Origin of the sequence: Microbulbifer aggregans (assembly GCF_001750105.1) — a bacterium.
In the GTDB taxonomy this organism is placed as follows: domain Bacteria; phylum Pseudomonadota; class Gammaproteobacteria; order Pseudomonadales; family Cellvibrionaceae; genus Microbulbifer; species Microbulbifer aggregans.
In genome coordinates this window covers 1,275,264-1,299,089 of the sequence record NZ_CP014143.1, presented here as the reverse complement: position 1 = coordinate 1,299,089, position 23,826 = coordinate 1,275,264, and the positions used below count along the sequence as shown (strand labels likewise).

Below are 23,826 nucleotides of genomic sequence, written 5' to 3'. Positions count from 1 at the left end.
CGATAGCCCATGTGAGGCCGCGAGCGAGTCTAAATGCTGGCGAAATAGCCACCCAGAAGGAGTACGGCGCCGATCGTAATCAGCCCCTGTACGAGCGCGATCACGATCGCTTTCAGGAAGCCGGTGCCGAGCACGAGCATATAGGCGATAGCGGCAAGCGGAATAGCGATCAGCAGGCCCCACTCCTCGGTGACACCCGGAATCATGCTACCCACAATCCGCTGGATGAAAACTGCCAGCAGCAGCGCGAAAAGACAGTAAAAAGCGCCAGTATTACGCGCTCCCATCATGGCTGCCGCCATCTTCAGCGGCAGCACCAGTACCGCGAGGATGATGATAAGCAGAATGATAAATTCCATACGAGCATCCCGTTTCCTGAATTCCTGGTTATGGCAGGTGCGCGAAGCACACGCCTGATTTACCTGCGCCCCGCGAATAGCCCACAGCTTTTTAGTCTGTTAGCAGGCATTGCCAATACCCGACATCGATCCACTGATCGAACTTCCTTCCGACCTCTTTGAAATGGGCGACCTTGACCATGCCAAGCTTCTCATGCAGGGCAACGCTGGCCTCATTGGGCAATGTGATACCACAGATGACTGCATGCAGGTCCCGGCGCCTAAGCTCGACCAATAGCTGCTTATAGAGGCGGGTTCCCCACCCCCTGCCAAGCGAAGATGGCGCCACATAAACCGAAGCCTCGACCGAGTACTGATAGGCCGCACGCCCTTTCCATTTCGTGGCGTAGCAATAACCTACCACCCCATTGGGATCCTCTGCCACTAGCCAGGGTAGGCGACTCCCCTGGCACTCGGCTACCCGGGATGCCATTTCTTCTTCGGAAACCGGATTAACCTCAAACGTCACAGCCGTATTTTCTACATAATGGTTGTAGATTCTGGCGATAGCGACGACGTCACCTGTGTTGGCAATGCGGATCATTGGATGGTAGCGAACTGCCTGGATTTCGTGGCTTGCCGAGCAGGGTCAGATTTTGCCACGCAGTAGTCGTAATATGGCGTCATTATTTTCTATTATCGCGCCCTTCGATTTTGCTCTTCATTTGTGCAAGATAGCTCACGCCCGCTTGTTACAGCAATGACATGAACCGCTCAGTAAACAGATAGGCATCTCCGGGCCAGCGAGCCGACACATAGCGACCATCTTCAACCACAAATGCAGCTTTATGGTCTGCAGAGGTCCCACGCTTACCAAGATTGATCGGTCCTCGTACGAAGTCACCTGGGCTCGACAAAGCATCGCGGACTTCAGCTTCAACATAAGCAGGGTACGTACGGTAATAGTTTCCGAGCTTCCAAAACGTCAGACAATAGGCGAGCCTTTCCATGTACTTGGGAAGACACGTGGTTTTCTTGCCATGCAATATGGATTTCCCATCACCGCTCTTCGCGCGTGCGAGAACCACTACCCCATGACAAATCGCACCCACAGGACGATTTGTAGCCCAGAAATCCGAAACAAACTTGTGCAGACTTGAGTTATCAAGGTATTGGCGCATACCAGGTGCATGCCCGCCGGGCAAAATTAACGCATCAAAATTGTCGACGTTCAGGCTTGACCACGACAGGGGGTTGTTAAATGCCCTGTCTTCACACATCTCCCTATAGAATGCTTTTGCCTCCTTTTCAGCACCAAGCTGCCCGAAAATAACCCCAGTAAGTAGCAACGGATCTGCGACAGGAGCACCCGTACCTTTTTCAGTCGCAAAAATCACATGATGCCCCGCGCTTGTGAGTAATCGCCAAGGAACAGCCACCTCGGTTACATCAAAGTCCTTATCGGGAAGTGGAATTAAAACTTCTGCCATGGTTTTTCTTTTTCTGTTAGAACCATAATCTAGTTAGCAATTATGCTGAAGCTCAGCTGCGGCGGAGCCGTCGACTGAAGTGCTTTGTTGGGCGGCACACATACCCAGACTCAAGAAATCAAAACTTGCTCAATTTTCTCGGTAGGGTCTACTGCGGAACAATCGACATCATGGTTTTTTCAAGCCTCCTCTAACAAAGTCAATCTTCGGGGTGCGGAAATACATGGCAGCCCAAGCCCCAAAAAGCTTGGCGAAAAAAGAAATTGTGTGAGTGCTTGGATTGGGCACGTCATCTGGGAGTTCGACGCCGCTGGGCCGATCCCGAGTCATCGTCCTTATTTCAAGCGCAGGTAAGGCCTCCGCAGGCCAGAGGCCACCGTATATGCTCAACCAATGACCACTAGTGAACTCTAGGAAAATTGGCGTGTTGCAACACGTAGCGACCACACGACGTGTTTTGGAATGCTTCGACAACCGATGTTCACATAAGTAAGTCTGCCCTTTGTCGCACCATACCCTATCTTTTCGATAAAGCACAAAGCGTGTTGCAGCTTTACTGTCCAAAGTGGATGGGGCACCAGGCAACGATTGCAGAATCTCCCCAGCAGTCTGGCAATCGTTACACAGGCACTCAGCATTAACTATTGGACGACCGAGAACCTTCAACACTACCTGCCCGCAGCTACAGGTTAAATCCATCTTCCGGTTTGTCATTAAGAATATCCCCGAGTTCTTTGGGCTGCCCAACGCGCGCAACACCGGGCAAATCGTAGCACATGAGAAATTTGGTCCGCGTGCTTGAGTTTTTTAGGCACGGCGCATCCCCTGTGACCATAGCTCTTCAGCAACATCCCTGTGAATGCGCCACCAATTATAAAGTGAAATCGGGAACGGGTAGTCTCCAGATACGGAGACTTGTACCTTTCCATTTTCAGATGTGATAACCCACTTTTCTGTAAATCCTTGACTAGTGAGAACTCCAGAGAACGAATTGTTTTTAGGCTCGCTGCAAGAATACCTAACTCCTAGATAGGTTGCGGCCTTTCTTAATACAACATCTACCTCCAGCCTCTTCATAGGCACGTAATAACGCACATGATGCTTGATGTATTTTTCGAGTAGTGAGATAGACACCCATGTGCCCAATACTATCGCAATCAGGAAAATGGACTCCACTGTGAGCCCATTTTCTGAGACTTCTACATATGCGATCGGGACCACAATGGAAATAATGAGCAGTGGTTTGATGATAAGATGATTGATCCATTGCTCCATGTCCGAACCTTACTTGAACCTAACGCCGTCCGCAGCGGCGGCTTACTTTGCGTGGTTTTTGCCCAAAAACATGGGCGCACAGACTTCGCAAAAAATGCACAAAGTAAGACGTCTTTCTGCCGTAACTTGTTATGCTGTGAAGCTTCAAAACTAAGTTAGAAACCTAAGCATCAGGATTATCCCTTGCCATTGCTGGGCCACTGCCTGTGAAAGTTTGTGCCGGTTTTGCTTTTGCTTTTGCTTTTGCGCTTTCATTACTTCTTTTGCGCTTCTGCGAGGAATCAATTTGCTTTTTTTCAGATCCACTCAGCTTTGGAAGATCCTTATCGTTCTGAATAGAGGGGACGAGCATTGAAGTCCCTGTTCCCTTTTTGTATTCCTTCACATCAGTCTGCGCATATACAATTGATGCAAATAAAAACATCAAGATCGGAGTCATAGTAATCATCTTTAAATATGGCTTCATTTTTATTTCTCATTAGCAAAAAAGTGGATGGCCGCCAGCATAACGCCGCCAGCAGGGGCAGCTTACCTTGTGCGCTTTTTACGCAAATATGGGAGCGAAGCGAGTGCGCAAAACGTGCATAAGGTAAGCCGTCCCGCGGAGGGCCGAAGGCCCGCAGCATACTGCCTGGCTTTGTTATGCATGCCGCACCACCGAGTTCACTTGATGTTTATTGCCACAGATAGCAAACATCTAAACCACCAATATTTGTGAACGAGCTACACTCCGATTTCGTGGACGGCCAGCCTTCTATAATCCGATTTAACAATACAACTCGCTCGGAAAGCTGACTTCTATTATTGAAAGTAAATTGAAACGAAACTTCACTTTCTATCGCTTTGACTCCACATACTGCCTGGGTGCAACCCACGTCAACTTTTGAAGCCTTTATTTTGTCAATTTCCCAGCGAGTCAGCTGGTCAGAGAAAATAGCTTTGAGCTGCGGCTTGAACAATATTGCAAGAGCAATGGCCGCAATTAGCGGAAATAATATTATTAATTTTTTAGTCATCCTAGATTCTCTCGAATGCATAACTCCCGGCTTTGGGCCGGACTTGGAGCCGCGAAGCGGCGGAAAGGCCGTCCCAGCCCCACAGGGGCGATAACAGCCGCTTGTTATATCTCTCCCTCTACGAGGTCAGACTTAATTTCGTTGATTGCAGCCCTGTTAATAAATACCTGCGAGAACCCAAGTAAGTGATAAATCTTAACTATTGCCTCGCCATTTTGTGCGCCAACATAAGTTTTTATATTAACTTTATTTAGTCCTTTGTGGGTACTTGATACACCCCGGTCCAAACTATCTATCAAATTCTGAAATTCAGCCCGGCTAAATATTGGGCATCCCCACCTCAAAAGCAGAGAGTTCGAAGAGAACAAAAAATTAGGGAATTTATTGCCTTCTAACAATGAATAATACTGTTTATCGAATGAGGTGACTCGCACTCTCCTAAGCAACTCACCGTCATAATCCTTTATTACAACCGGCTCAATTCGATACACTTCGCCGACGAGCAAGATATAGATCGAGTAAAAACCTAGAGATGCCAGCAGCAGGAGAAAAAATATTTCAAACAAGTCACGTTCTCTCTGAGATATAACGCCGGCAGCAAAGGCGCGTGCTTTTTGCGCGTCCAGACCACGCTTCTTGTGGGCGATTTTGCCTGCCCTTGTTATGTGTTTTTACTAAAGTCATTTTGGTTGTACCAATATACCCAGCTTGAATCTTTATGCCTACGAAGACTTTGAGGAGACTGGAGGACCTCAGAAACCTCTTTTTGATTAAAAGGTAACTCTGACTCTTCCGCTACTGAAATTACGTAATTTGGATAGAGAAGCATTACACGCTCGAAAATTTCACCCGAGTTTAATTTTACAGAGACAATAGAGACGTCTTGTTTGAACTCTTGGAACGGCCCGTTTAACTCAGCTATTTCCATCGGTATTTCAATTTCTTTTAACGAGTATGTTTTTCTCATCTCAATTTACACATAACGCCGGCGGCAGGGGCAGCTTGCCTTGTGCGCGTTTTGCGCGAAAATGTGAGCATAGCGACCTGCGCAAAACGTGCACAAGGTAAGCTGTCCCGCGGAGGCCCGAAGGGCCGGAGCAAAATGCCTGGCTTTGTTAGCTGCATTCACTACATTTCCACAACGGCCCAAGTAAGTAGCGAAATAAAACTGACTGCCATGAAGCTGGCAACGACCACGTTAAGGCCAATTTTCTGATTCTTACTGAGCAAGCTATACCATACCTCAGCCTCATCATACGTCTGAATATTCCGTATAGATAAATGGACTATAAAAATTACACCGAAGAAGAGCACGACACCAAAAATGCTCACTAGGTCGCTTTTTAGGTGCAGCACATCAGCATTACCTAATACTAAATAGATGATGCTTGAAACGACCACCGTAAACCAATAGGAGCAGGTCATCAGTGGGAAAAAATTTTCCTCTCTTTTGTGTTTTAGCATGTACTTAACAATAACATGCCATCGGGAAATGAATTTCATAGTTCGACCAAATAGCTAACGCCGCCGGCAGGGGCAGCTTACCTTGTGCGCATTTTGCGCAAAAATGGGAGCACAGCGACCGGCGCAAAACGTGCACAAGGTAAGCTGTCCCGCAGAGGGCCGCAGGCCCGGAGCAAATTGCCCGGCTTTGTTATGGCTGAGGCTACTCAGTACTTTGAAACTGCCCACAACCATAACCCATAAAGGAGCACCAGTAGAGACGCAGCAATCAAGTTTCTATAGCCTGAGATGGTATATCGAATTTTATCGATAAAGCTAAAACATAAGTAAGAAATTGCTAAAGCCAGCCCCAAAAAGGGTAGATAGCCAAACGAAACTAGGTGCAACCGTAATACAGATTGTGAGCCACTCAAGAAGGCCAGGACAAAAAGGCAAGCTGAAACGATAGGCAAAATAAGCCCAACCTGATACATCCATTTTCTATTTGGTGTAGTTTCCATACTCGAATTCCTTTACGAGCCATAACGCCCCGCGGAGGCCCGGAGGGCCGCAGCATCACTGCCCGTGATTGTTAAGTAGGGGCTAGCACCCGCCATCCCCCCCACCTCCGCAGTCACCGCCATGACTACCGGCATTTCTCCCAAAATATGCTCCGCCATTGGTTCGCTGATTCACACCAAATTTAACAATGAACCAAAGAATACTAGATATGAGAAAGCCGCCAAAAACGATAGGTGCAAGGACTGAATTGAGTGAATTTTCAGAAGAAAGCTCAATAAATTGCCAAGAGCCAAGAAGTCCGGCCAGATTAAATATAAATGACTTCATCGGTACTCCTTTACTCACTTAACGCCCGGTTTAGGGGCGGCTGGAGCGTAGCGTAAGCCGTCCCAGCCGCGTCTATCGCGGCGATTACAACCGCTTGTTATATTTTGACTTTAGCTCGCTTCGTCCTGATTCTGAGTTAAGGCGAGATACGCGGTCCATAAGCCTAGAACAGTTATAAAGGCGACTGAAACGATGAAGCCCAGTGGGCTTTCTGAAAGACGAAAGGATTCGACTTTCATAAAGATCTCGCCTCTACCGATGGAGTACAGCGAATACCATAAGCAAAGAACACTGCAACATAGCAGCAAGAAATCTTCAATTGTGTCAGGAAGCTTAACTTTCATCGAAAAATATAACGCCGCCAGCAGGGGCAGCTTACGTTGTGCGCATTTTGCGCGAAATTGGGAGCGCTGCGACCTGCGCAAAATGCGCACAAGGCAAGCTGTCCCGCGGAGGCCATACGCCCGGAGCTTCATTGCCTGGCTTTGTTAGGGTTTGCGAAGTACTCTCTCACCGCTCTCGAGAATATCAGGAAAAGTATCAAGGTTAACGGAAGCATAAGAAATACAGTACGTGCCGTATATACCCCTAGATCATGTGCCATTGATCCACTGAGCCTACTCTCTGGGCTAATTAATGAACTAATTAGTAAGAATAATAGAGCTGCTATTGCCAACCACCGACCAATCCAATGCTTATAGATTATCAATATAAATGAAATCAAAGGAAGCCAGAAAATTAGTGTTGATATCGCCACAGCAAGAATGGCTCCGGCGTAGCTATCAAAATCATTAGCTGGAGCCAGTAATGATCTAACTACAAATATATATGCATACGCCATGATCAGTTGAAAAATCACGAGAACAATCTGTGTGACAGTAATTACTTTTGGTTTTTCGTTCATCTATCACCTCGTTTATTTCTCACCCTAACGCATCAAGCAGCTGCGCGCTTTAGCGCGTCCAGCCACGAAGTGGCGATGCTGCCTTGACTTGTTATGAGTTGATTGTGGCATTGCTTGTTATGTTCCTACCATTGATGACAAAAACGCTAAAACTGCACTAAAAATTAACAGGCATATTAGCACCCAAGAAAAGCCAAATATTATGCGTAATGACTTGGATAATTTCTTAACGAAATCAGCCCCTAACCCCAAAGAACCTAAGCTCTCTCCGGCAACATAACCTGGGATAGCCATTAGAACTACACCACTCCAAAACACGACAGACCCTTTTTCAACTGGGGCCAGAAGCAACCAAAGGAGTAAGCCCGCAATAAACATAGCTACCAAGACGGTAATTGCGGCTTTTGAACATTTGGAGCGTTCGCTAAGGATTGCTTCGTTCTCCACACTTAAGACTCATAACGCCCGCAACAGGGGCGACCAATGCTATGCACATTTTGTGCGAAACTGGGAGCGCAGCGACCCGCACAAAATGTGCATAGCGTTGGGCGTCCCGCGGAGGCCCGAAGGGCCGTAGCATCCTGCTTGCGTTTGTTATGAGTGACTCCAGAGCGCAGAGCTTAGGCTGAACGTAACACCCACTCCAGCCAGGAGCGACACACATAAAATGCTCAGCGTTGAATCAAAGCCATTCCAAAATTTACGTAGCAATATGTAGTTTGCTACAAATAGCAAACCGGCTGCTGCAAGAGAGTTAACAGCTAAAATCTCAAAGGGAATGACATTCACTGAGCCTGCCCCCAAAACTATGAGCGCTCCTGCCATCACGGAAAACGGATACAGCAAATTGTAGGTTCCGACAACCTTTCTATCGAAAAAGAACACTTTTCCGTTTGTTACGTTGACAACAAAGTAACTCGCGGTTGAAAGAACAAAAAACATACCGTTTGCGACGTATATGTTTTTCACAGCTATTGCAGTCAGGAACGAGAAGAATGCCAATAAACTAAAGGTTAAGTAAATGCTTCTTGGCTCATATTTTAATTCTCGCGATTTACTCATCTTTGACTCATAACGCCGCAATCAGCGCGGCTGCGCAGCAGTCCGCTGCATTGCCTTGTTAAATGTTTTTTGCACTGCTTTCATACTGGTACTGTAGGTAGATCGCATAAGGTATTGTAAAAACGAAATACAGTACCAACTTTGGCCCGAACCCGCCCAAAGCTTCGTCATACCTTTTAAACCCCGTAACCCAGAGATAAAGACCTGGTAGAGTGAAACTGGTAGTCAAAAGAATACCTGAAACTTCAAGAAACAAGTCCATCAGCGCGTATTTAAATAGTTCGCCCGGTAAAAAGTTCAATATCACAACAAACGCAATCATTGCGAATATTGAGGTCAGACTTAATCGAGCAGAAACCGCGTATCTATCCATATACATTTAACAGTTTATTCTTATGCGTGGTCATATCTGACCACGTTACTAGTTCTAACTAGGGGTATCCATATATGATCATAAGTGGTCACATCTAACCACTCACAATTCGATACTGGTGTCCACATCGGTACAGGCGTCAATCAGCCCTTCAACAACTCGATGATTGAGGCCGAGCGTCGCGACGGTTTCGCGGGTTGCGACCCAAGCTCGCGCTTGCTGGCTCCAGCGAGCCCCAGCCTGTTTGAGCAGACGCCGCATGGCGTTTTCTTCTGCACCAATCGAGAGCGCCACCGGTTCCGCCCGCTGGTAAGCATGTAATCCGGAATGGGAAACGCCCGGCGCGGGCTTATCACGCTCATCGACGATCAGTTCAACCGTGGTGAGAACTTTGTTACCGCATGGGGAATTGCGGTACCGCACGGCGCAGAGCCGCTTGCCAAACCGGCGCTCGAAGCGGCGAGCGCCTTTCTGGCCGGGCCGGATGGTTTTGATCACTTGCATCGTCCCCTCCCTGGGTCAGTGATTGGTTTTGGTGGTCAGAGGCCGAGCTCGCCCCAGATCTCATCGATCTTCTTCACCACATCCGGGTCCCGCTCAATGGGCCGGCCCCATTCACGGTCGGTCTCCCCCGGCCATTTATTGGTGGCGTCAAAGCCGATCTTGGAGCCCAGCCCGGAAACCGGCGAGGCGAAATCCAGGTAGTCGATCGGAGTATTCTCCACCATGGTCGTGTCACGGACCGGGTCCATACGGGTAGTCATGGCCCAGATCACGTCCTTCCAGTCGCGCGTGTTGACGTCGTCGTCGGTGACAATCACGAACTTGGTGTACATGAACTGGCGCAGGAAGGACCAGACACCCATCATTACCCGCTTGGCATGGCCCGGATACTGTTTCTTCATGCTGACGACGGCGAGGCGGTAGGAGCAGCCTTCGGGCGGCAGGTAGAAATCGACGATTTCCGGGAACTGCTTTTTCAGGATCGGCACGAATACTTCGTTTAGCGCCTCGCCGAGCACCGCGGGTTCATCGGGCGGCCGCCCGGTATAGGTGCTGTGGTAGATGGGGTCTTTACGATGGGTGATTTTCTCCACCGTAAAGACGGGGAAACTGTCCACCTCGTTGTAGTAACCGGTATGGTCACCATAGGGGCCTTCATCGGCCATATCGTCGGGGTGGATATAGCCTTCCAGCACGTATTCGGCACTGGCAGGCACTTGCAGGTCGCTCAACGTGGCTTCGGCGACCTCGGTCTTGTCACCGCGCAGGAGTCCGGCAAAGGCATATTCAGACAGGGTATCCGGGACCGGTGTCACCGCGCCGAGGATGGTTGCCGGGTCGGCACCGAGGGCGACCGCCACCGGGTAGGGTTTGCCGGGATTACGCTGGCACCACTCGCGGAAGTCGAGTGCGCCACCACGGTGAGAGAGCCAGCGCATGATCAGGCGGTTCTTACCGATCAGCTGCATGCGGTAGATGCCGAGGTTCTGGCGCTTCTTCTCCGGCCCGCGGGTAATCACCAGCGGCCAGGTCACCAGCGGTGCCGCATCGCCGGGCCAGCAGGTCTGGATTGGCAGCTGGTAGAGATCCACCTGGTCACCGCTCAGCTCCTCTTGCTGGCACGGCGCCTTCTTTACCACCTTGGGCCCCATGTTCAGCACCTGCTTGAACACAGGTAATTTTTCCCAGGCATCCTTGAGGTTCTCGGGGGGCTGCGGCTCCTTGAGAAAGGCGAGCAGCTCGCCCACTTCACGCAGTTCCGTGATCGATTCCCGGCCCATGCCCAGGGCAACGCGCTCCGGGGTGCCGAACAGGTTGGCGAGCACCGGCGTATCGAATCCAACGGGGTTTTCAAATAGCAGCGCGGGACCACCGGCACGCAGGACGCGGTCGGCAATTTCTGTCATTTCCAGATTGGGGTCGACAGGGTGCTGGATGCGTTTCAGCAGGCCGCGTTTTTCCAGCAGCTTGATAAAGTCACGCAGGTCTTTGTATTTCATTTTGCTCCTGACCGCAGAAAAGCTCTGTGCGCAGTGTAAAGGAGTCAGGACAAAATGGGGAATGGCAGCCTGGCTAGAGCAGGTTGCGAAGAAAGGGGAGGAGTTTGAAGGGGCCCGCAGCGGATACTGCGGGCCACCGAACGCTTAAGCTGGGATCAGCTTAGAAGCGGGGACGACGCGGACGGTCTTCGCGCGGCTTGGCTTCGTTAACACGAATGTTACGGCCAGACAGCGACTGATCGTTCATTTCTTCGATCGCCTTACGAGCTTCGTCGTCGTTCGGCATTTCAACGAAACCGAAACCTTTAGAGCGGCCAGTCTCCCGGTCGGTGATTACAGTCGCGCGAGAGATTTCTCCGAAGGCACCGAATGCTTCCTGCAGGTCTTCAGAAGTTACCGCGTAGGCCAGATTTCCAATATAGATATTCACAAAAAGTTCTCACTAGATATGTGGGCTGTCGTGCAGTCACAAATGGATAACCAGCTCCACCAGATCATCCATCTGAGATTGGCCTGAAGTGTGCGGGTCGGTTAATGACTGGCACTGGCCAATTCGGTCGGGCGTCGTTCGTTCAGTACACATCCAGCGCCACAATGTGGGACTTTATATGCCTAACGGCTCGCCTTTTCAATCAGTTTCTGCGCAAATAATCGCCGCTTTCATCCCCAGTTAGCAATAAGGCACCGGATCCGGTGCCTTATTCTGATTGGGAATTATTTCCGTTTCATGGACAGGAAGAACTCGTCGTTAGTCTTGAAGTCCTTCAGGCGGTCGATCAAGAATTCGGTGGCCGCCAGGTCATCCATGTCGTGGAGCAGCTTGCGCAGGATCCATACCCGCTGCAGCTCGCCTTCCGGCATCAGCAGCTCCTCGCGGCGGGTCCCGGAGCGGCGCACGTTGATCGCCGGGTAGACACGCTTTTCAGCGATCTTGCGATCCAGTTGCAGCTCCATGTTACCGGTGCCCTTGAACTCCTCGAAGATCACCTCGTCCATCTTGGAACCGGTGTCCACCAGCGCGGTGGCGATGATGGAGAGACTTCCACCCTCCTCGATGTTACGGGCCGCACCGAAGAAACGCTTCGGGCGCTCCAGCGCGTGGGCGTCGACACCACCGGTCAGTACCTTGCCGGACGACGGCACGGTGGTGTTGTAAGCGCGGGCCAGACGGGTGATGGAGTCCAGCAGGATCACCACATCCTTCTTGTGCTCCACCAGGCGCTTGGCCTTTTCGATCACCATCTCGGCAACCTGCACGTGACGGGCCGGCGGCTCGTCAAATGTGGAAGCGACCACTTCACCGCGTACGGAGCGCTGCATCTCGGTGACTTCTTCCGGGCGCTCGTCGATCAACAGGACGATCAGGTGGCACTCGGGGTTGTTGCGGGTAATGGCCTGAGCCATGTTCTGCAGCATGATGGTCTTACCGGCTTTCGGCGGTGCGACGATCAAACCACGCTGCCCCTTACCGATGGGCGCGACCAGGTCGATGATGCGGCCGATCAGGTCCTCGGAGGAACCGTTGCCACATTCGAGCGTCAGGCGTTTGTTCGGGAAAAGCGGGGTGAGGTTTTCGAAGAGAATCTTGTTGCGGGCGTTTTCCGGCTTGTCGAAGTTGATCTCGCTGACCTTCAGCAGAGCGAAGTAACGCTCGCCTTCTTTCGGTGGGCGGATCTTGCCGGCAATGGAGTCGCCCGTGCGCAGGTTGAAGCGTCGGATCTGACTCGGGGAAACGTAGATATCATCCGGGCCCGCCAGGTAAGAAGAGTCGGCGGAGCGCAAAAAACCAAAACCGTCCTGCAGAATCTCCAACACCCCTTCACCGTAGATATCCTCACCGCTTTTCGCGTGCCGCTTGAGGATGTTGAAGATGATGTCTTGCTTGCGCGAGCGGGCCAGGTTTTCGAGGCCCATGCCCTTGGCGATTTCAATCAGTTCTTCGATCGGTTTGGTTTTTAATTCGGAGAGATTCATACCAATTGCTTTATTAAGGTTTCTGTTTGCATTTGGCGCGGACGCGCCGGAATTTTTCGAGGAGGGGTCTGGAGTTTGATATTGCTCAATTTTGCCCATGGACGCAGCGCCCTTTCATGCATTTCCGGATTCGCGATAGCTCAGGGGGAACTCAGAAAACTGCTTCAATTGACCGGTCGGCCGTGCAGCTTGGCTCTGGATAAGTTCAACTCAAGGAGTTCACGCGCCGGGGATGGTCTACGACCGTGCGGAGGGGCGACTTCGTTCAGCTCGGTCAGGAATCGTACTCGACTCGTCTGAATGGTTTCAGATTATTAGCCAGTATAACGGCAGATCGCCATCCTGCAAGAGAAATTGTCCCACAGGATGGCGGGGTATTTAGAGCTGGCTGTCGATGAATTCAGTCAGCTGGGCGCGGGACAGGGCGCCTACCTTGGTGCCTTCCACGTTGCCGCCCTTGAACAGCAACAGGGTGGGAATGCCGCGCACGTTGTACTTGGCCGGGGATTCCTTGTTGGCATCCACATCGACCTTGACGATCTTCAGCTTGTCGCCGTAGTGACCAGCCAGATCTTCCAGGACCGGAGCGATCATCTTGCAGGGGCCGCACCACTGCGCCCAGAAATCTACCAGTACCGGGCCCTCGGCCTTGAGTACTTCGGCCTCAAACTCGGCATCGGTCACGTTGACGATTGCGTGCTCGCTCATATTGCTTTCCTGTTCTCTTGGTTACTCGGTGCGGTCCTGCCCCGCAGGCGCGGTGGGCACATGATAAGTAGAGCCCCCCGCAGCCGCAAGGCGCCGGTTGCCCTCTTTATGGGGGCCGCGGGAGGGGCTTTCAAGGGTAATGCCCTGCTCCTCACGGCTGCTCGAGGAAGCGCTGCAGTATCTCGTCAAGATAGTCGAACCCGAAGGCCGACGCGGCGATACGCTCCTCCAGCGGCTCTACCAGCTCCAGCTGCTCGAGCACCGCCCACTGCTTGGCCAGGGACGACAGCGGCAGGCCGGTGTGTCGCGTAAATACGTCCGCGGGCACCCCCTGGACCAGTCGCAGGGCATTCATCAGGAATTCCAGTGGCAGCTCCTCCCGGGCCACTGGCTCTGCGGGTGGCGCTGACAGCGGCCCGTTCTCGCCCGCGGCGAGGTAATGGCGCGGGGTGCGTGTGCGGCGGGTGCGGAGTATCTCCCCGGTCTCTGGCAGGCTCACCTTGCCATGCGCTCCGGCACCGATGCCCAGATAATCGCCGAAAGACCAGTAGTTGATGTTATGGCGCGCCTCCCGATTCGACTGGCCGTAGGCGGAAACCTCGTAGCGTCCATAGCCATGACGGGCCAGATAATCCCGCCCCGCTCCCTGCATGGAAACAATATGGGCGGGCCCGGGGACCACCGGTGGCGCGCTGTAAAAGGCGGTATTCGGCTCGATGGTGAGCTGGTACCAGGAGATATGCTCAGGCCCGAGGTCCACGGCCCGCTGCAGATCCGCCAATGCTTGCTCTTCGGTCTGCTGTGGCAAGCCGTGCATCAGGTCCAGATTGATATTGTCAAAGCCGGCGCGCCGGGCCATTTCCAGGGCACCGGCGGCCTCCGAACCGGAGTGGATGCGTCCCAGGTTATCCAGCTGATGTGCATCGAAGCTCTGCACGCCGATGGATAACCGGTTGACGCCAGCGGCCCGATAGCCGGCAAACTTCTGCTGCTCGAAAGTACCGGGGTTGGCCTCGAGGGTAATCTCGATATCCGGCTCGAAGCCCACCAGCTCCTCTGCCGCGCCAAGAATGTCGGCAATGGCATGGGCGGAAAACAGGCTGGGAGTACCGCCGCCGAAAAAGATGGAGGTCAGCTGGCGCCCCTGCGCCCACGCCTGCTGACTGTGCAGATCACGTCGCAGCTGAGCCACGTATTCCGCCTCGGGCAGGATCTCCCCGGCAGCATGGGAGTTGAAGTCGCAGTAGGGACATTTCCGCACACACCAGGGGATGTGCACATAGAGGCTCAGCGGTGGCAGGCCGAGCTCGGCGATGTTGTTATCAGCCAAGGGCGGCCTCGCTGCCCATGTACTCCTGCCACAATGCGCGGAAGCGCTCCACGGCCTGGCCGCGGTGGCTGATACGGTTTTTCACCTCTCGGGACAGCTGAGCCGAAGCCATGCCCTCGGTCTCGACAAAAAACAACGGATCGTAACCAAAGCCGCCCTCACCGGCTGCCTCATGCAGAATACGGCCGCGCCAGCGGGCACTGCATACCAGCGGTACCGGATCGTCCTCGCGACGTACAAATGCCAGCGCACAGTTAAAACTGGCCCCGCGCTGCTCATCGGGGGTGTCCGCCAGTGCCTCAAGAAGCTTGCGGTTGTTCTCGGCATCGGTGGCGCCAATACCAGCATAGCGCGCAGAATAAATTCCCGGCGCACCGTGCAGGGCATCCACCGCCAGACCGGAATCATCGGCCAACGCCGGCAGTCCACTCAGGCGGCTGGCATGGCGTGCCTTGATCAGGGCGTTTTCAATAAAACTGAGGCCCGTCTCATCCGCATCCGGAATGTTGTAATCCGACTGCGGTACCACCTCGATGTCCCAGCTGGCGAACAGCTGGGAGAATTCCCGCAGTTTGCCGGCGTTACCGCTGGCGAGCACGATCTTGTCCAAATTTTTCTCCAGAACCGCCCCTTTCAGGGCCACAAATAAAAAACGAGCGCGGAGCGCTCGCTTTTACCGCCGCCGACAGGCTTTACAATTTGTCGAGCTGACGGCGGAATGTCAGCTGTTCAGTACGGCCATTCGGCAACTTCACATCCACCTTGAAGGTCAGTACTTCTTCGTCTTCAAAGCGCAGCGGCGCCAGGTAATAAACTGCCGGCCCCTCGCGAATCTCGAGAAATTTCAGCGGGCGCGACTGCTGGATCAGGTTGGTGGCAGTGCCGCCGACTTCACTGGCCAGCCCGTGTTGACCGGAATCCTTTTCCACCACCGACACATTGACGTAGGCCCGATCATCGGCCCGTACCAGCTTGTACTGCTGAGCGATCTCAGGCTTGATAAAGCTGCTGTTGAAAACCGAGTAGACCACGCGGTAATCGCCAAAATCTTCGTGACTCTTGATGACTTTGGCTTCCTGCGCCGCAGCGCTCACTGCCCAGAAGAGCAAGGCCGCTGCAGCCACGGCTGTCAGAATACGTTTCACGAATCACCTCCTGTTGTTGTCGATTCCCTCACCGGTGGGTGCCGGGCTCATGACCACGGCCCCTTTCAGGACCCAATCAGGCCCACTCACGACCCCGGCACGGCATCCTTGGCGCACATCTCTTTTCAGTTTAGCGAGTGAGATGGTAGATCGCCGTCTCCCCGAAAAGATTGGGCGAAAAATCTTTCAACGCCACCCCAATCCGGGTTTCAGAGACTACCTGTCGATGGAGGATAGTCCAGCGACGCTCCCTACAAAGAAGATCAAAGTCCCTGAAAGTACAAAAGTGAATATTAGGCGTGTCGTACCACTCGAAAGGTAATAGATCCGAAACCGGCATACGACCGGATATGGCGAGGTGCCAACGCGCTCTCCACTGCCCAAAATTGGGGAAGGTGATGATGCATTCGCGCCCGACGCGCAGCATTTCCTGTACCACCAGATGAGGCTGGCGCAGGGTCTGCAGGGCCTGGGTCATGACCACGGTGTCGAAGCTATTGTCGGCGAAGTTGCCAAGCCCCGCGTCGAGGTTCTGTTCCACCACGTTGACGCCGCGGGCAATACAGCGCTCGATCTCCTCCGGGTCGATCTCCAGCCCATAACCGCTGACCTGCTTGTTGCGGGCCAATTGCTCAAGCAGCAAGCCGTCACCACAACCCAGGTCGAGCACCCGGCTCTCTGGCCTGATCCAATCCTGAATCGCATCCAGGTCAACCCGCATCATTGCCCTACTCCCTCATCGCACTCAGCGGCTATCCGCTGCATGTATGCGTCGAAGACGCGCTGGTAGCGGCTGTTCGGCAACAGGAAGGCATCGTGCCCCATGGACGATTCGATTTCTGCATAGCTCACCGGCACGTTCGCATGCATCAGTGCGTCGGCGATCTCCCTGGAACGCTCCGGTGCAAAACGCCAGTCAGAGGTGAACGAGATCAACATAAAACGGCAGCGCGCATGAGAGAAGGCTGCCACCGGATCGTCGCCGTACTCCCGCGCCAGGTCGAAATAGTCCAGCGCCCGAGTCATGAGGATATAGGTATTGGGGTCAAAACTGCCGGAGAAGCTGTCCCCCTGGTAGCGCAGATAGCTCTGCACCTGGAACTCCACCTCCTCCTCTACGCCGCGCTCAAACGTACCCGAACGCAGCTCGCGGCCAAATTTTTTGCCGAGGCCATCATCCGAGAGATAGGTGATATGGCCGATCATGCGTGCCACCGCGAGACCACGGCGGGGCAGCTTGTCCTCATCCAGATAACGGCCGTGGCAGAAATCCGGGTCGGAGGTAATCGCCTGACGGGCAGTTTCATTGAAGGCAATATTCTGTGCCGAGAGCTTCATCGCCGAGGCGATCACGACGCAGTGACGCAAACGATCCGGGTACTCCAGTGACCAGCGCATGGCCTGCATGCCGCCCAGGCTGCCACCGATCACCGCCGCCCACTGCTCGATGCCGAGCAAATCGGCCAGCCGCGCCTGGCTGTTTACCCAGTCCCGCACCCGCAACATCGGGAAATCGGGTCCCCAGGGGCGGCAGGTCTCGGGATTGATAGAGGCGGGACCGGTGGAGCCATGGCATCCGCCCAGGTTGTTCAGCGAGACCACAAAAAAACGGTCGGTATCGATGGGTTTGCCCGGGCCGATGTAGTTGTCCCACCAGCCCGGACGCTTGTCTTCTTCGCTGTGGCGGCCGGCGGCGTGATGATGGCCGGAAAGTGCATGACAGATCAGGACCGCATTACTCTTGGCCGCATTCAGGGTGCCGTAGGTCTCGTACACCAGCGTGTACTCACTCAGCGTACGCCCGCAGGCAAGCTCCAGCGGCTCACGAAACGTGTGTTGCCTGGGCACGACAATACCGACGGAGCCGGGGTCACGGCTCACGTCACGCTGTTCGGCGGGTGCTGAAATATTTACGGTAGACAAGGTGATACCGGTTTCCGGGTCAAGCGGTGTTCATCGGTGGAAGACCGGCCAGTTTACGGGAGCGCCACGGCGGAAGACAAATGTCACCGCCGCAGCCACAACGTCCAACGGTGTCGACCGACACCGCCGGTTCAGAGCCTTTTCAGCTGGCCGCGGGTGCTTTCAGCTGGGTAACGTTGTCGCGGCGCGGCGCAGGTGCCACCGGCTGTGGCGCCGGGGCGTTTTGTTTCAGCAGCTCCTCCAGCGAAGCGAGCGCACTGTCGTTGCGCAGGATCTCCTCTTCCAGTGCGCGCAGATCAGTGCGCTTGCTCTGGGTTTTCTGCTTCAACTCTGTGAGCTTGATCAAATGCCGGTTGAGCAAATGCTTCTGGTATTGCACATGTTGTTTGAGAGGCTCCAGGGCCTGGTCCAGCCAGCCATCCGCAGCAGAGATCAACTGGCTATAGAGGCGCCCTACTTCGCTGGCAAGCGTGGCCATAAAGCGCTCGGTCAGGCGGTTGCGCCGCGCCAGCAACAGCTGCGGCGAACGGCGCAATTGTGCCGCCTGCCGATGCAGACCGCGCAGACTGAGACGGAAACTGGCAATCCCGAAATGCTGGTCGCTGGAATCCAGGTTCTTCAGGGAGGAGCGTTCGAAGATGGCATCCACCAGACGGTTGGCCGCGTCCACTTCCCGCTCCATGTTGGCGAGCTGGTGATCCACCCCTTCCATAAATCCGTCGATGGCACGGGCCAGGCCCAGAGGCGTCCAGCGCTCATTCAGGGCGCGGCTGGTGTCGTCGATCAGAGTCTGCAACTGCTGGCTGGAAACCGGAGCCAGCAGTGAAGAGCGCTGACGGGCCAGCATGCGGTGGCTCGACTTCAGCGTCAGCAACTCCTGATGACAGACTTTGTGTTGCTGCTTCACCGTCTGTTGCAACTGGGCCAGCTCTTCGAGTTGCTCGGTACTGGTACTGCCGCGACTTTGCAGGTGCTCCAGCGCCGCTTGCCCGCTGTTGAGACGGCGCTTGAGCAGATCGCGGGTGTCCGCCATCAGTGTCAGTGCCTGGTGCAGGCAACGATGTTCGGCCACTTTCTGCCGGTGCTCCATCAGTCGCTGCACCAGTAATTTTTCAAACTCTGCAAAGTGGCTCTGTTCAAGTAGCGCTGCGTCCTGCTGCTGTCGGGCCAGCAGCGCTTTCTTGGCAGAAACGCCCACCACACTCTCCTGAGGGAGCTCCAGCAGCTTGCTCACCTGCGCACGCATGCGACGCAGCAGTAGTTCCGGATCTTCGTCCGGATCGTCCCACATGGCATCGATCTTGTTGAGCAGTGCCATCACCGCGGTGCCACGATGCTCACGCAGGGGGACCAGATGCGTCTCCCACATATTCAGGTCGGTGCCACTGACGCCGGCATCCGCCGCCAGCAGGAATGCCACCGCCTGGGCGCCAGGCAGCGTGCTAAGGGTCAGTTCCGGTTCATTGCCGAGGGCATTGAGGCCCGGCGTGTCGATGATCCGCAATCCCTGGGCCAGCAGCGGATGTGGCAGGCAGATCAGTGCATACCGCCAGGCCGGAATCTCTACCAGTGCGCCATTGCTATCGAGGTGGCGGCGATCGAAACCGAGACGGGCCGCCTCTTCGGGTGTCGCCGACTTGGTGGCGGCAACCTTCAGCAGGGCCTCGCGGGTGGCATCGGCATCGTTGGCGTCGAACTCGTGGGCAACCCATTTCTGCGGGATACGGCGAAAGCTTTCCAGGCTGGTATTGGTGGCCAGCGTCTCGATCGGCAGCAACCGCAGGCTGGCCTGCTGGCCCCCGTCGCTGAATATCTCCGTCGGGCACATAGTGGTGCGTCCCGGCCGCGAGGGCAGCAGGCGCTTGCCGTAGGTATGCGACAACAGTGCGTTGATCAGCTCGGTCTTGCCGCGAGAGAATTCCCCCACCAGCGCCAGCGTGAACTGGTCCTCCGCCAGCAGGGAACGGGCCTGTTGCACCACCTGGCGGGCACCGGCGGAGTTGGGGAAATGCTGCTTCAGCCACTGATTGAAGGCGGCGAACTGGTTGTCCAGGCCTTTCTTCCAGCGGTCGTAATCGGCGATATGCTGGCGCAAGAGAGCGTCTTCCATGTAATTCTGTTCTTGTTGTACTGCTTACTTGACGGAAGCGGCTATTCTCGGTCAACAGGCATGAGAATAGAAGCGCCGGGCCGGCGGAAATGCGACCCGGTTTGCGGAATGGGCGTCGATCAGAACCCGGGGATCTGCCAGAAGAGTCCGTAGACGAATGCGGGCATATTGGCCATCTGAGCAAAACCCACCAGCAGCTTGTCCGCCACCGTCAACAGGATAAAGACGAAGATCGGGCTGATATCGATCACCCCCAGCGGCGGAATCAGCCGACGCACCGGTGCGCAGAACGGCTCCAGCAGCTGCCGCAGCAGCATCAGGGCCGGATGGCCGCTCTGCGGCGCGATCCAGCTGAAGATGATGGAAATCAGCATTCCGATAAAGACAATCGCGATTACGGTACTGATGCAGCCCAGAAACGACCACAGCAAAGCGCTCAACGGGTTGAACAGGCCACCACCAGCCAGCAAGCCGCAGGCGAGAATCATGACCCAGCCCACCAGAATCGCCAGCACCAGCGAGGCCATATCGATTCCGAACAGACCCGGCACCAGCTTCCGTAATGGCAGCAGTAACGGGTTGGTGACTTTCACGATGCCCTGGGAGATCGGGTTGTAGAAATCCGCCCGCGCCAGTTGCAGCAGAAAGCGCATCAGCACGGCAAACAGATAAAGGATGCCAATGGTGGCGACGAGGAAGACACCGATATTGGTGAAAGTGTTGGCCATCTAGATTCCCTGCACGATTCTCGCATTTACTATTGTCGGCGCCCGCTGCTGCCGGCGCCCTGCATTCTTGTCAGCGCTGTTGTCTAGTTATCCAGCTCGCGCGCCATCTCTGCGGCGCGGTCGGCGCAGTCCCGCATTGCCCGCTCCACCAGCGCCGGCAAACCGTCGTTCTGGAAACGCTGTATCGCACGCTCGGTGGTGCCGTTTGGTGACATGACGTTGCGCTTTAGCTGGGCCACGTCCACATCGCTGGCCACCGCCAGTTTCGCCGCGCCCAGAGCGGTTTGCAAGGTAAGCCGCTCGGCATCGGCACGGTTCATGCCCGCCTTTTCCGCAGCGTCGATCATGGATTCCATAAACTGGAAATAGTAAGCCGGCCCGGAACCGGAGACGGCGATCACCTGGTCGATGCCGGCTTCCTCATCGACCCAGATGGCGATGCCGACCGCCTCGGCCATCTGCTCCGCAATCTGCTTTTGGGCATTGGAGACACCATCGCCCGCGAACAGGCCGGTAACCCCGGTGCCCACCAGGGCCGGCGTGTTGGGCATCGCCCGTACGATGGGCACACCGGCGCCGAGCCAGCGCTGGTAGGCCGCCAGCGGAATACCCGCCGCGAGAGTAATCACCAGTGGTTTGCGATCACTTACCAGCGTGGCGATCTGCCCGCAGAGCTCTTTCATCATCTGTGGTTTGACCGAAAGCACCAGCACATCGGCTTCCGCCACCGCAGCCGCATTGTCAGTGGTCACCTGCACACCGTGGCGCGCGGCAAAATCAGTGAGTTTCTGCTCGTTGCGACCGGTGGCGACGATGCGCCCTGCCGGATAACCGCTGGCCACCAGGCCGCCGATCACAGCGCCGGCCATATTGCCGGCACCACCGATAAACACCATCTTCGGTTTTTCCGTCGCTGTCACTGACATCCCCTTCGTTCACTATCGTATGACTTTGCCGGGGCAAATTATGGCCGCCGCCCCGGCCAATTGAAAATTTGGCGCGAATTCCCCTCTGCGCCACCTCCGTCCGTCGCAGCCCACTGGTATCCCGTGGCGAGACTTTTAACATGGAGGCGACAATGACGATAACAAGGAAAGCCCATGAGCAAGCAGAGACTTCTGCCAGCTGCACTGGTGGCCGTCAGCCTGGCCTGGTCAGCTGTCACTCCCGCTGCAGTGGAGACACGCACCCTCAACAACGGCAACCTGGTAATGGAAGATATTCCTCCGGTACCGGACCAGGTGGCCGATGACCTGAATCGCTACCAGAGTGTTCGCTCCGCGTCTGTACTCGGCTGGACCGAGGAAGGGGATGCCCTCTATGTCTCTACCCGGTTCGGCGAGGTCAATCAGATCCACCGGGTGGATCGACCGGGCGGCGCCCGCCAACAGCTCACTTTCTTCACGGAACCCGTAGGCCAGGTGGAACCGCGGCCGCAATCCCGGCAGATCGCCTTCACCATGGATGCCGGCGGCAGTGAGGACGCGCAGATTTTCCTGTTTGATCCCGCAACCGGCGATAGCCGCATGCTGACCGACGGTGAGTCACGCAATGGTCAGATAGCCTGGAGCCCGGACGGTTCTCTGGTGGCCTACCAGAGCACGCGCCGCAATGGCCGCGCCAATGACATCTGGATCACCCGTCTGAGTGCCGATGGCCACACCAGTACTCTCGCCCTCGAGTCTCCCGACGGCAGCTGGTGGGGCCCGGTGTCTTTCAGTGCGGACAACAGCCGGCTTCTGGTGCAGCAGTACATTTCCTCCACTAACTCCCTGGTCCACGTGCTGGATCTGGAGAGTGGGGAACTGCAGCGGGTTGCCGGCGACAGCGAGAACCAGTCGCGTAACTATGCCGGGGACTTCGACAGCGATGGCAGTGGCATTTTTTACGTATCCGACCAACGGGGCGAGTTCGCCCAACTGGTGCACAGGAACCTCGCCACCGGAGAAGAGCGTGTAATCACTGATGGTATCGCCTGGGACGTATCCTCGGTGGTGCTCAGCGATGACCGCCGCCGCGGGGCCTTTACCATCAACGAGAACGGTATGGATCAGGTCTACCTGTTTAATCCCCGCAATATGCGCTATCGCAAGGTGAAAGACTTGCCCATTGGCGTAGTGGGCGGGCTCACATTCAATGGTCAGGGAGACAAACTGGCACTGTCCATCAACACCCCCAAGACCCCAACCGACACGTTCGTCCTGAATCTGCGCCGCACACCACTGCGCCACGCAGAGCTCGAGCGCTGGACCAAAAGTGAGGTGGGCGGACTGGACACAGACAGCTTTATCGAGCCGGAACTGGTCCACTACCCCACCTTTGACACAGTCGATGGCGAGGCACGCAAGATTCCCGCTTTTGTCTATCGCCCCCGCGATACCGAGGGTCCAGTACCTGTAGTGATCTCCATCCATGGCGGCCCGGAGGCTCAGTACCGACCCTATTTCAGCAGCACCTACCAACTGTGGCTACAGAAGCTGGGTGTGGCAGTGATCGCACCCAACGTGCGCGGCTCCGCCGGTTACGGCAAAACCTATGTGGCGCTGGATAACGGCTACAAGCGCGAAGATTCGGTACGGGACATCGGTGCGCTGCTGGACTGGATCGATACCCAACCGGATCTGGACGGTGACCGGGTAGCGGTATTTGGGGGCAGTTACGGCGGCTACATGGTACTCGCCAGCGCCATGCACTATAGCGACCGACTGCGGGCCGCAGTCGATATCGTCGGCATCTCCAACTTCGTAACTTTCCTGACCAATACCCGCGACTACCGCCGCGACCTGCGCCGGGTGGAGTACGGCAATGAGCGTGATCCGGACATGCGCGCCTTCCTCGAACGCATCAGCCCCAGCAACAATGTGGACAAAATCCGCGTACCCATGCTGGTAGTTCAGGGAGAAAACGATCCCCGGGTACCGGTTACTGAAGCAGAGCAAATCGTCGCAGCACTGCGAGAAGGGGGCAAGCCTGTGTGGTACATGAATGCCCTCAACGAGGGACACGGCTACCGCAAAAAGGAAAACCGGGATGTCTTCTCCCAGGTGACCGCCCTGTTCTTCTCCCAGCACCTGCTGGAGAAGCCTGTATCTCGCTGGAAGATGAGGGAAAACGATACGGTCCAGTCTGCCGAACAAGCACTGTAACCCGGTGAC

25 protein-coding genes are annotated in these 23,826 nt (G+C 55.1%); 1 reads left to right on the top strand and 24 read right to left on the bottom strand.

Annotated elements, in window-relative coordinates; translation table 11 throughout:
* Nucleotides 1–29: 29 nt before the first annotated feature.
* The 24 genes from AUP74_RS05625 to proC form a co-directional block, all read right to left on the bottom strand.
* Nucleotides 30–359, bottom strand: a complete 330-nt coding sequence (locus AUP74_RS05625; RefSeq protein ID WP_069946720.1) for a hypothetical protein — start codon at nucleotides 357–359, stop codon at nucleotides 30–32.
* A gap of 91 nt (nucleotides 360–450) precedes the next feature.
* On the bottom strand, nucleotides 451–942 hold the full coding sequence (locus AUP74_RS05620) for an arsinothricin resistance N-acetyltransferase ArsN1 family B (RefSeq protein WP_069946719.1): 492 nt from the start codon (nucleotides 940–942) through the stop codon (nucleotides 451–453).
* 148 nt (nucleotides 943–1,090) lie between these two features.
* Nucleotides 1,091–1,828 (bottom strand): type 1 glutamine amidotransferase domain-containing protein, encoded by a 738-nt coding sequence (locus tag AUP74_RS05615; protein WP_069946718.1) that lies wholly within the window; start codon nucleotides 1,826–1,828, stop codon nucleotides 1,091–1,093.
* 807 nt (nucleotides 1,829–2,635) lie between these two features.
* Complete coding sequence (locus AUP74_RS05610) at nucleotides 2,636–3,103, bottom strand: hypothetical protein (RefSeq protein WP_069946717.1); 468 nt, start codon at nucleotides 3,101–3,103, stop codon at nucleotides 2,636–2,638.
* 163 nt (nucleotides 3,104–3,266) lie between these two features.
* Nucleotides 3,267–3,569 (bottom strand): hypothetical protein, encoded by a 303-nt coding sequence (locus AUP74_RS17175; protein ID WP_145924329.1) that lies wholly within the window; start codon nucleotides 3,567–3,569, stop codon nucleotides 3,267–3,269.
* Between the two features lie 208 nt (nucleotides 3,570–3,777).
* Complete coding sequence (locus AUP74_RS05605; RefSeq protein WP_069946716.1) at nucleotides 3,778–4,119, bottom strand: hypothetical protein; 342 nt, start codon at nucleotides 4,117–4,119, stop codon at nucleotides 3,778–3,780.
* Nucleotides 4,120–5,247: 1,128 nt separating this feature from the next.
* The gene (locus AUP74_RS05590) at nucleotides 5,248–5,622 is read right to left on the bottom strand and encodes a hypothetical protein (RefSeq protein ID WP_069946713.1); all 375 of its coding nucleotides are present in this window, start codon (nucleotides 5,620–5,622) and stop codon (nucleotides 5,248–5,250) included.
* 167 nt (nucleotides 5,623–5,789) lie between these two features.
* Entirely contained in the window at nucleotides 5,790–6,083 is a 294-nt protein-coding gene (locus AUP74_RS17170; RefSeq protein ID WP_145924328.1) for a hypothetical protein, read from the bottom strand.
* Nucleotides 6,084–6,165: 82 nt separating this feature from the next.
* A complete protein-coding gene (locus tag AUP74_RS17005; protein WP_083260842.1) occupies nucleotides 6,166–6,411 on the bottom strand; it encodes a hypothetical protein in 246 nt (81 codons plus the stop codon).
* A gap of 1,021 nt (nucleotides 6,412–7,432) precedes the next feature.
* Entirely contained in the window at nucleotides 7,433–7,762 is a 330-nt protein-coding gene (locus tag AUP74_RS17165; protein ID WP_145924327.1) for a hypothetical protein, read from the bottom strand.
* A gap of 147 nt (nucleotides 7,763–7,909) precedes the next feature.
* On the bottom strand, nucleotides 7,910–8,377 hold the full coding sequence (locus AUP74_RS05575; protein WP_145924326.1) for a hypothetical protein: 468 nt from the start codon (nucleotides 8,375–8,377) through the stop codon (nucleotides 7,910–7,912).
* A 475-nt stretch (nucleotides 8,378–8,852) separates the two neighbouring features.
* Complete coding sequence (locus AUP74_RS05565) at nucleotides 8,853–9,254, bottom strand: hypothetical protein (protein ID WP_069946708.1); 402 nt, start codon at nucleotides 9,252–9,254, stop codon at nucleotides 8,853–8,855.
* A 35-nt stretch (nucleotides 9,255–9,289) separates the two neighbouring features.
* The gene (gene ubiD / locus AUP74_RS05560) at nucleotides 9,290–10,753 is read right to left on the bottom strand and encodes a 4-hydroxy-3-polyprenylbenzoate decarboxylase (protein WP_069946707.1); all 1,464 of its coding nucleotides are present in this window, start codon (nucleotides 10,751–10,753) and stop codon (nucleotides 9,290–9,292) included.
* A gap of 160 nt (nucleotides 10,754–10,913) precedes the next feature.
* Complete coding sequence (locus tag AUP74_RS05555) at nucleotides 10,914–11,183, bottom strand: RNA recognition motif domain-containing protein (protein ID WP_069946706.1); 270 nt, start codon at nucleotides 11,181–11,183, stop codon at nucleotides 10,914–10,916.
* A 284-nt stretch (nucleotides 11,184–11,467) separates the two neighbouring features.
* Nucleotides 11,468–12,727 (bottom strand): transcription termination factor Rho, encoded by a 1,260-nt coding sequence (gene rho, locus AUP74_RS05550; RefSeq protein WP_069946705.1) that lies wholly within the window; start codon nucleotides 12,725–12,727, stop codon nucleotides 11,468–11,470.
* A 378-nt stretch (nucleotides 12,728–13,105) separates the two neighbouring features.
* Entirely contained in the window at nucleotides 13,106–13,435 is a 330-nt protein-coding gene (gene trxA / locus AUP74_RS05545; RefSeq protein WP_069946704.1) for a thioredoxin TrxA, read from the bottom strand.
* Between the two features lie 151 nt (nucleotides 13,436–13,586).
* Nucleotides 13,587–14,765 carry a radical SAM family heme chaperone HemW gene (gene hemW, locus AUP74_RS05540; protein WP_069946703.1) on the bottom strand — a complete coding sequence of 393 codons (1,179 nt, stop codon included), beginning with the start codon at nucleotides 14,763–14,765 and terminating at the stop codon, nucleotides 13,587–13,589.
* The gene (gene rdgB / locus AUP74_RS05535; RefSeq protein WP_069948730.1) at nucleotides 14,758–15,375 is read right to left on the bottom strand and encodes an RdgB/HAM1 family non-canonical purine NTP pyrophosphatase; all 618 of its coding nucleotides are present in this window, start codon (nucleotides 15,373–15,375) and stop codon (nucleotides 14,758–14,760) included. Before rdgB ends, hemW begins: the two co-directional genes overlap by 8 nt.
* Before the next feature lie 82 nt (nucleotides 15,376–15,457).
* Complete coding sequence (locus tag AUP74_RS05530) at nucleotides 15,458–15,910, bottom strand: DUF4426 domain-containing protein (protein WP_069946702.1); 453 nt, start codon at nucleotides 15,908–15,910, stop codon at nucleotides 15,458–15,460.
* A gap of 130 nt (nucleotides 15,911–16,040) precedes the next feature.
* Complete coding sequence (metW, locus tag AUP74_RS05525) at nucleotides 16,041–16,631, bottom strand: methionine biosynthesis protein MetW (RefSeq protein WP_069948728.1); 591 nt, start codon at nucleotides 16,629–16,631, stop codon at nucleotides 16,041–16,043.
* Nucleotides 16,631–17,791 carry a homoserine O-succinyltransferase MetX gene (metX, locus tag AUP74_RS05520; protein WP_069948729.1) on the bottom strand — a complete coding sequence of 387 codons (1,161 nt, stop codon included), beginning with the start codon at nucleotides 17,789–17,791 and terminating at the stop codon, nucleotides 16,631–16,633. The genes metW and metX overlap by 1 nt, the downstream gene beginning before the upstream one ends.
* A 184-nt stretch (nucleotides 17,792–17,975) precedes the next feature.
* Complete coding sequence (locus AUP74_RS05515; protein ID WP_069946701.1) at nucleotides 17,976–19,943, bottom strand: dynamin family protein; 1,968 nt, start codon at nucleotides 19,941–19,943, stop codon at nucleotides 17,976–17,978.
* A gap of 119 nt (nucleotides 19,944–20,062) precedes the next feature.
* Complete coding sequence (locus AUP74_RS05510) at nucleotides 20,063–20,671, bottom strand: YggT family protein (RefSeq protein WP_069946700.1); 609 nt, start codon at nucleotides 20,669–20,671, stop codon at nucleotides 20,063–20,065.
* A gap of 83 nt (nucleotides 20,672–20,754) precedes the next feature.
* Nucleotides 20,755–21,567, bottom strand: a complete 813-nt coding sequence (gene proC, locus AUP74_RS05505; protein ID WP_069946699.1) for a pyrroline-5-carboxylate reductase — start codon at nucleotides 21,565–21,567, stop codon at nucleotides 20,755–20,757.
* 204 nt (nucleotides 21,568–21,771) lie between these two features.
* Here proC and AUP74_RS05500 point away from each other — a divergent pair, with 204 nt between their 5' ends.
* A complete protein-coding gene (locus AUP74_RS05500; RefSeq protein ID WP_069946698.1) occupies nucleotides 21,772–23,817 on the top strand; it encodes a S9 family peptidase in 2,046 nt (681 codons plus the stop codon).
* Nucleotides 23,818–23,826: the final 9 nt, after the last annotated feature.

Coding starts and splice junctions, on each gene's coding strand:
- metW (WP_069948728.1), bottom strand. CDS start 16,631: ATGCGGGTTGACCTGGATGCGATTCAGGATTGGATCAGGCCAGAGAGC.
- AUP74_RS17175 (WP_145924329.1), bottom strand. CDS start 3,569: ATGAAGCCATATTTAAAGATGATTACTATGACTCCGATCTTGATGTTT.
- trxA (WP_069946704.1), bottom strand. CDS start 13,435: ATGAGCGAGCACGCAATCGTCAACGTGACCGATGCCGAGTTTGAGGCC.
- AUP74_RS05610 (WP_069946717.1), bottom strand. CDS start 3,103: ATGGAGCAATGGATCAATCATCTTATCATCAAACCACTGCTCATTATT.
- proC (WP_069946699.1), bottom strand. CDS start 21,567: ATGGTGTTTATCGGTGGTGCCGGCAATATGGCCGGCGCTGTGATCGGC.
- AUP74_RS05620 (WP_069946719.1), bottom strand. CDS start 942: ATGATCCGCATTGCCAACACAGGTGACGTCGTCGCTATCGCCAGAATC.
- AUP74_RS05590 (WP_069946713.1), bottom strand. CDS start 5,622: ATGAAATTCATTTCCCGATGGCATGTTATTGTTAAGTACATGCTAAAA.
- AUP74_RS05615 (WP_069946718.1), bottom strand. CDS start 1,828: ATGGCAGAAGTTTTAATTCCACTTCCCGATAAGGACTTTGATGTAACC.
- AUP74_RS05565 (WP_069946708.1), bottom strand. CDS start 9,254: ATGCAAGTGATCAAAACCATCCGGCCCGGCCAGAAAGGCGCTCGCCGC.
- AUP74_RS05575 (WP_145924326.1), bottom strand. CDS start 8,377: ATGAGTAAATCGCGAGAATTAAAATATGAGCCAAGAAGCATTTACTTA.
- AUP74_RS05625 (WP_069946720.1), bottom strand. CDS start 359: ATGGAATTTATCATTCTGCTTATCATCATCCTCGCGGTACTGGTGCTG.
- ubiD (WP_069946707.1), bottom strand. CDS start 10,753: ATGAAATACAAAGACCTGCGTGACTTTATCAAGCTGCTGGAAAAACGC.
- AUP74_RS05605 (WP_069946716.1), bottom strand. CDS start 4,119: ATGACTAAAAAATTAATAATATTATTTCCGCTAATTGCGGCCATTGCT.
- AUP74_RS17170 (WP_145924328.1), bottom strand. CDS start 6,083: ATGGAAACTACACCAAATAGAAAATGGATGTATCAGGTTGGGCTTATT.
- AUP74_RS05500 (WP_069946698.1), top strand. CDS start 21,772: ATGAGCAAGCAGAGACTTCTGCCAGCTGCACTGGTGGCCGTCAGCCTG.
- AUP74_RS05515 (WP_069946701.1), bottom strand. CDS start 19,943: ATGGAAGACGCTCTCTTGCGCCAGCATATCGCCGATTACGACCGCTGG.
- AUP74_RS17005 (WP_083260842.1), bottom strand. CDS start 6,411: ATGAAGTCATTTATATTTAATCTGGCCGGACTTCTTGGCTCTTGGCAA.
- rho (WP_069946705.1), bottom strand. CDS start 12,727: ATGAATCTCTCCGAATTAAAAACCAAACCGATCGAAGAACTGATTGAA.
- AUP74_RS05510 (WP_069946700.1), bottom strand. CDS start 20,671: ATGGCCAACACTTTCACCAATATCGGTGTCTTCCTCGTCGCCACCATT.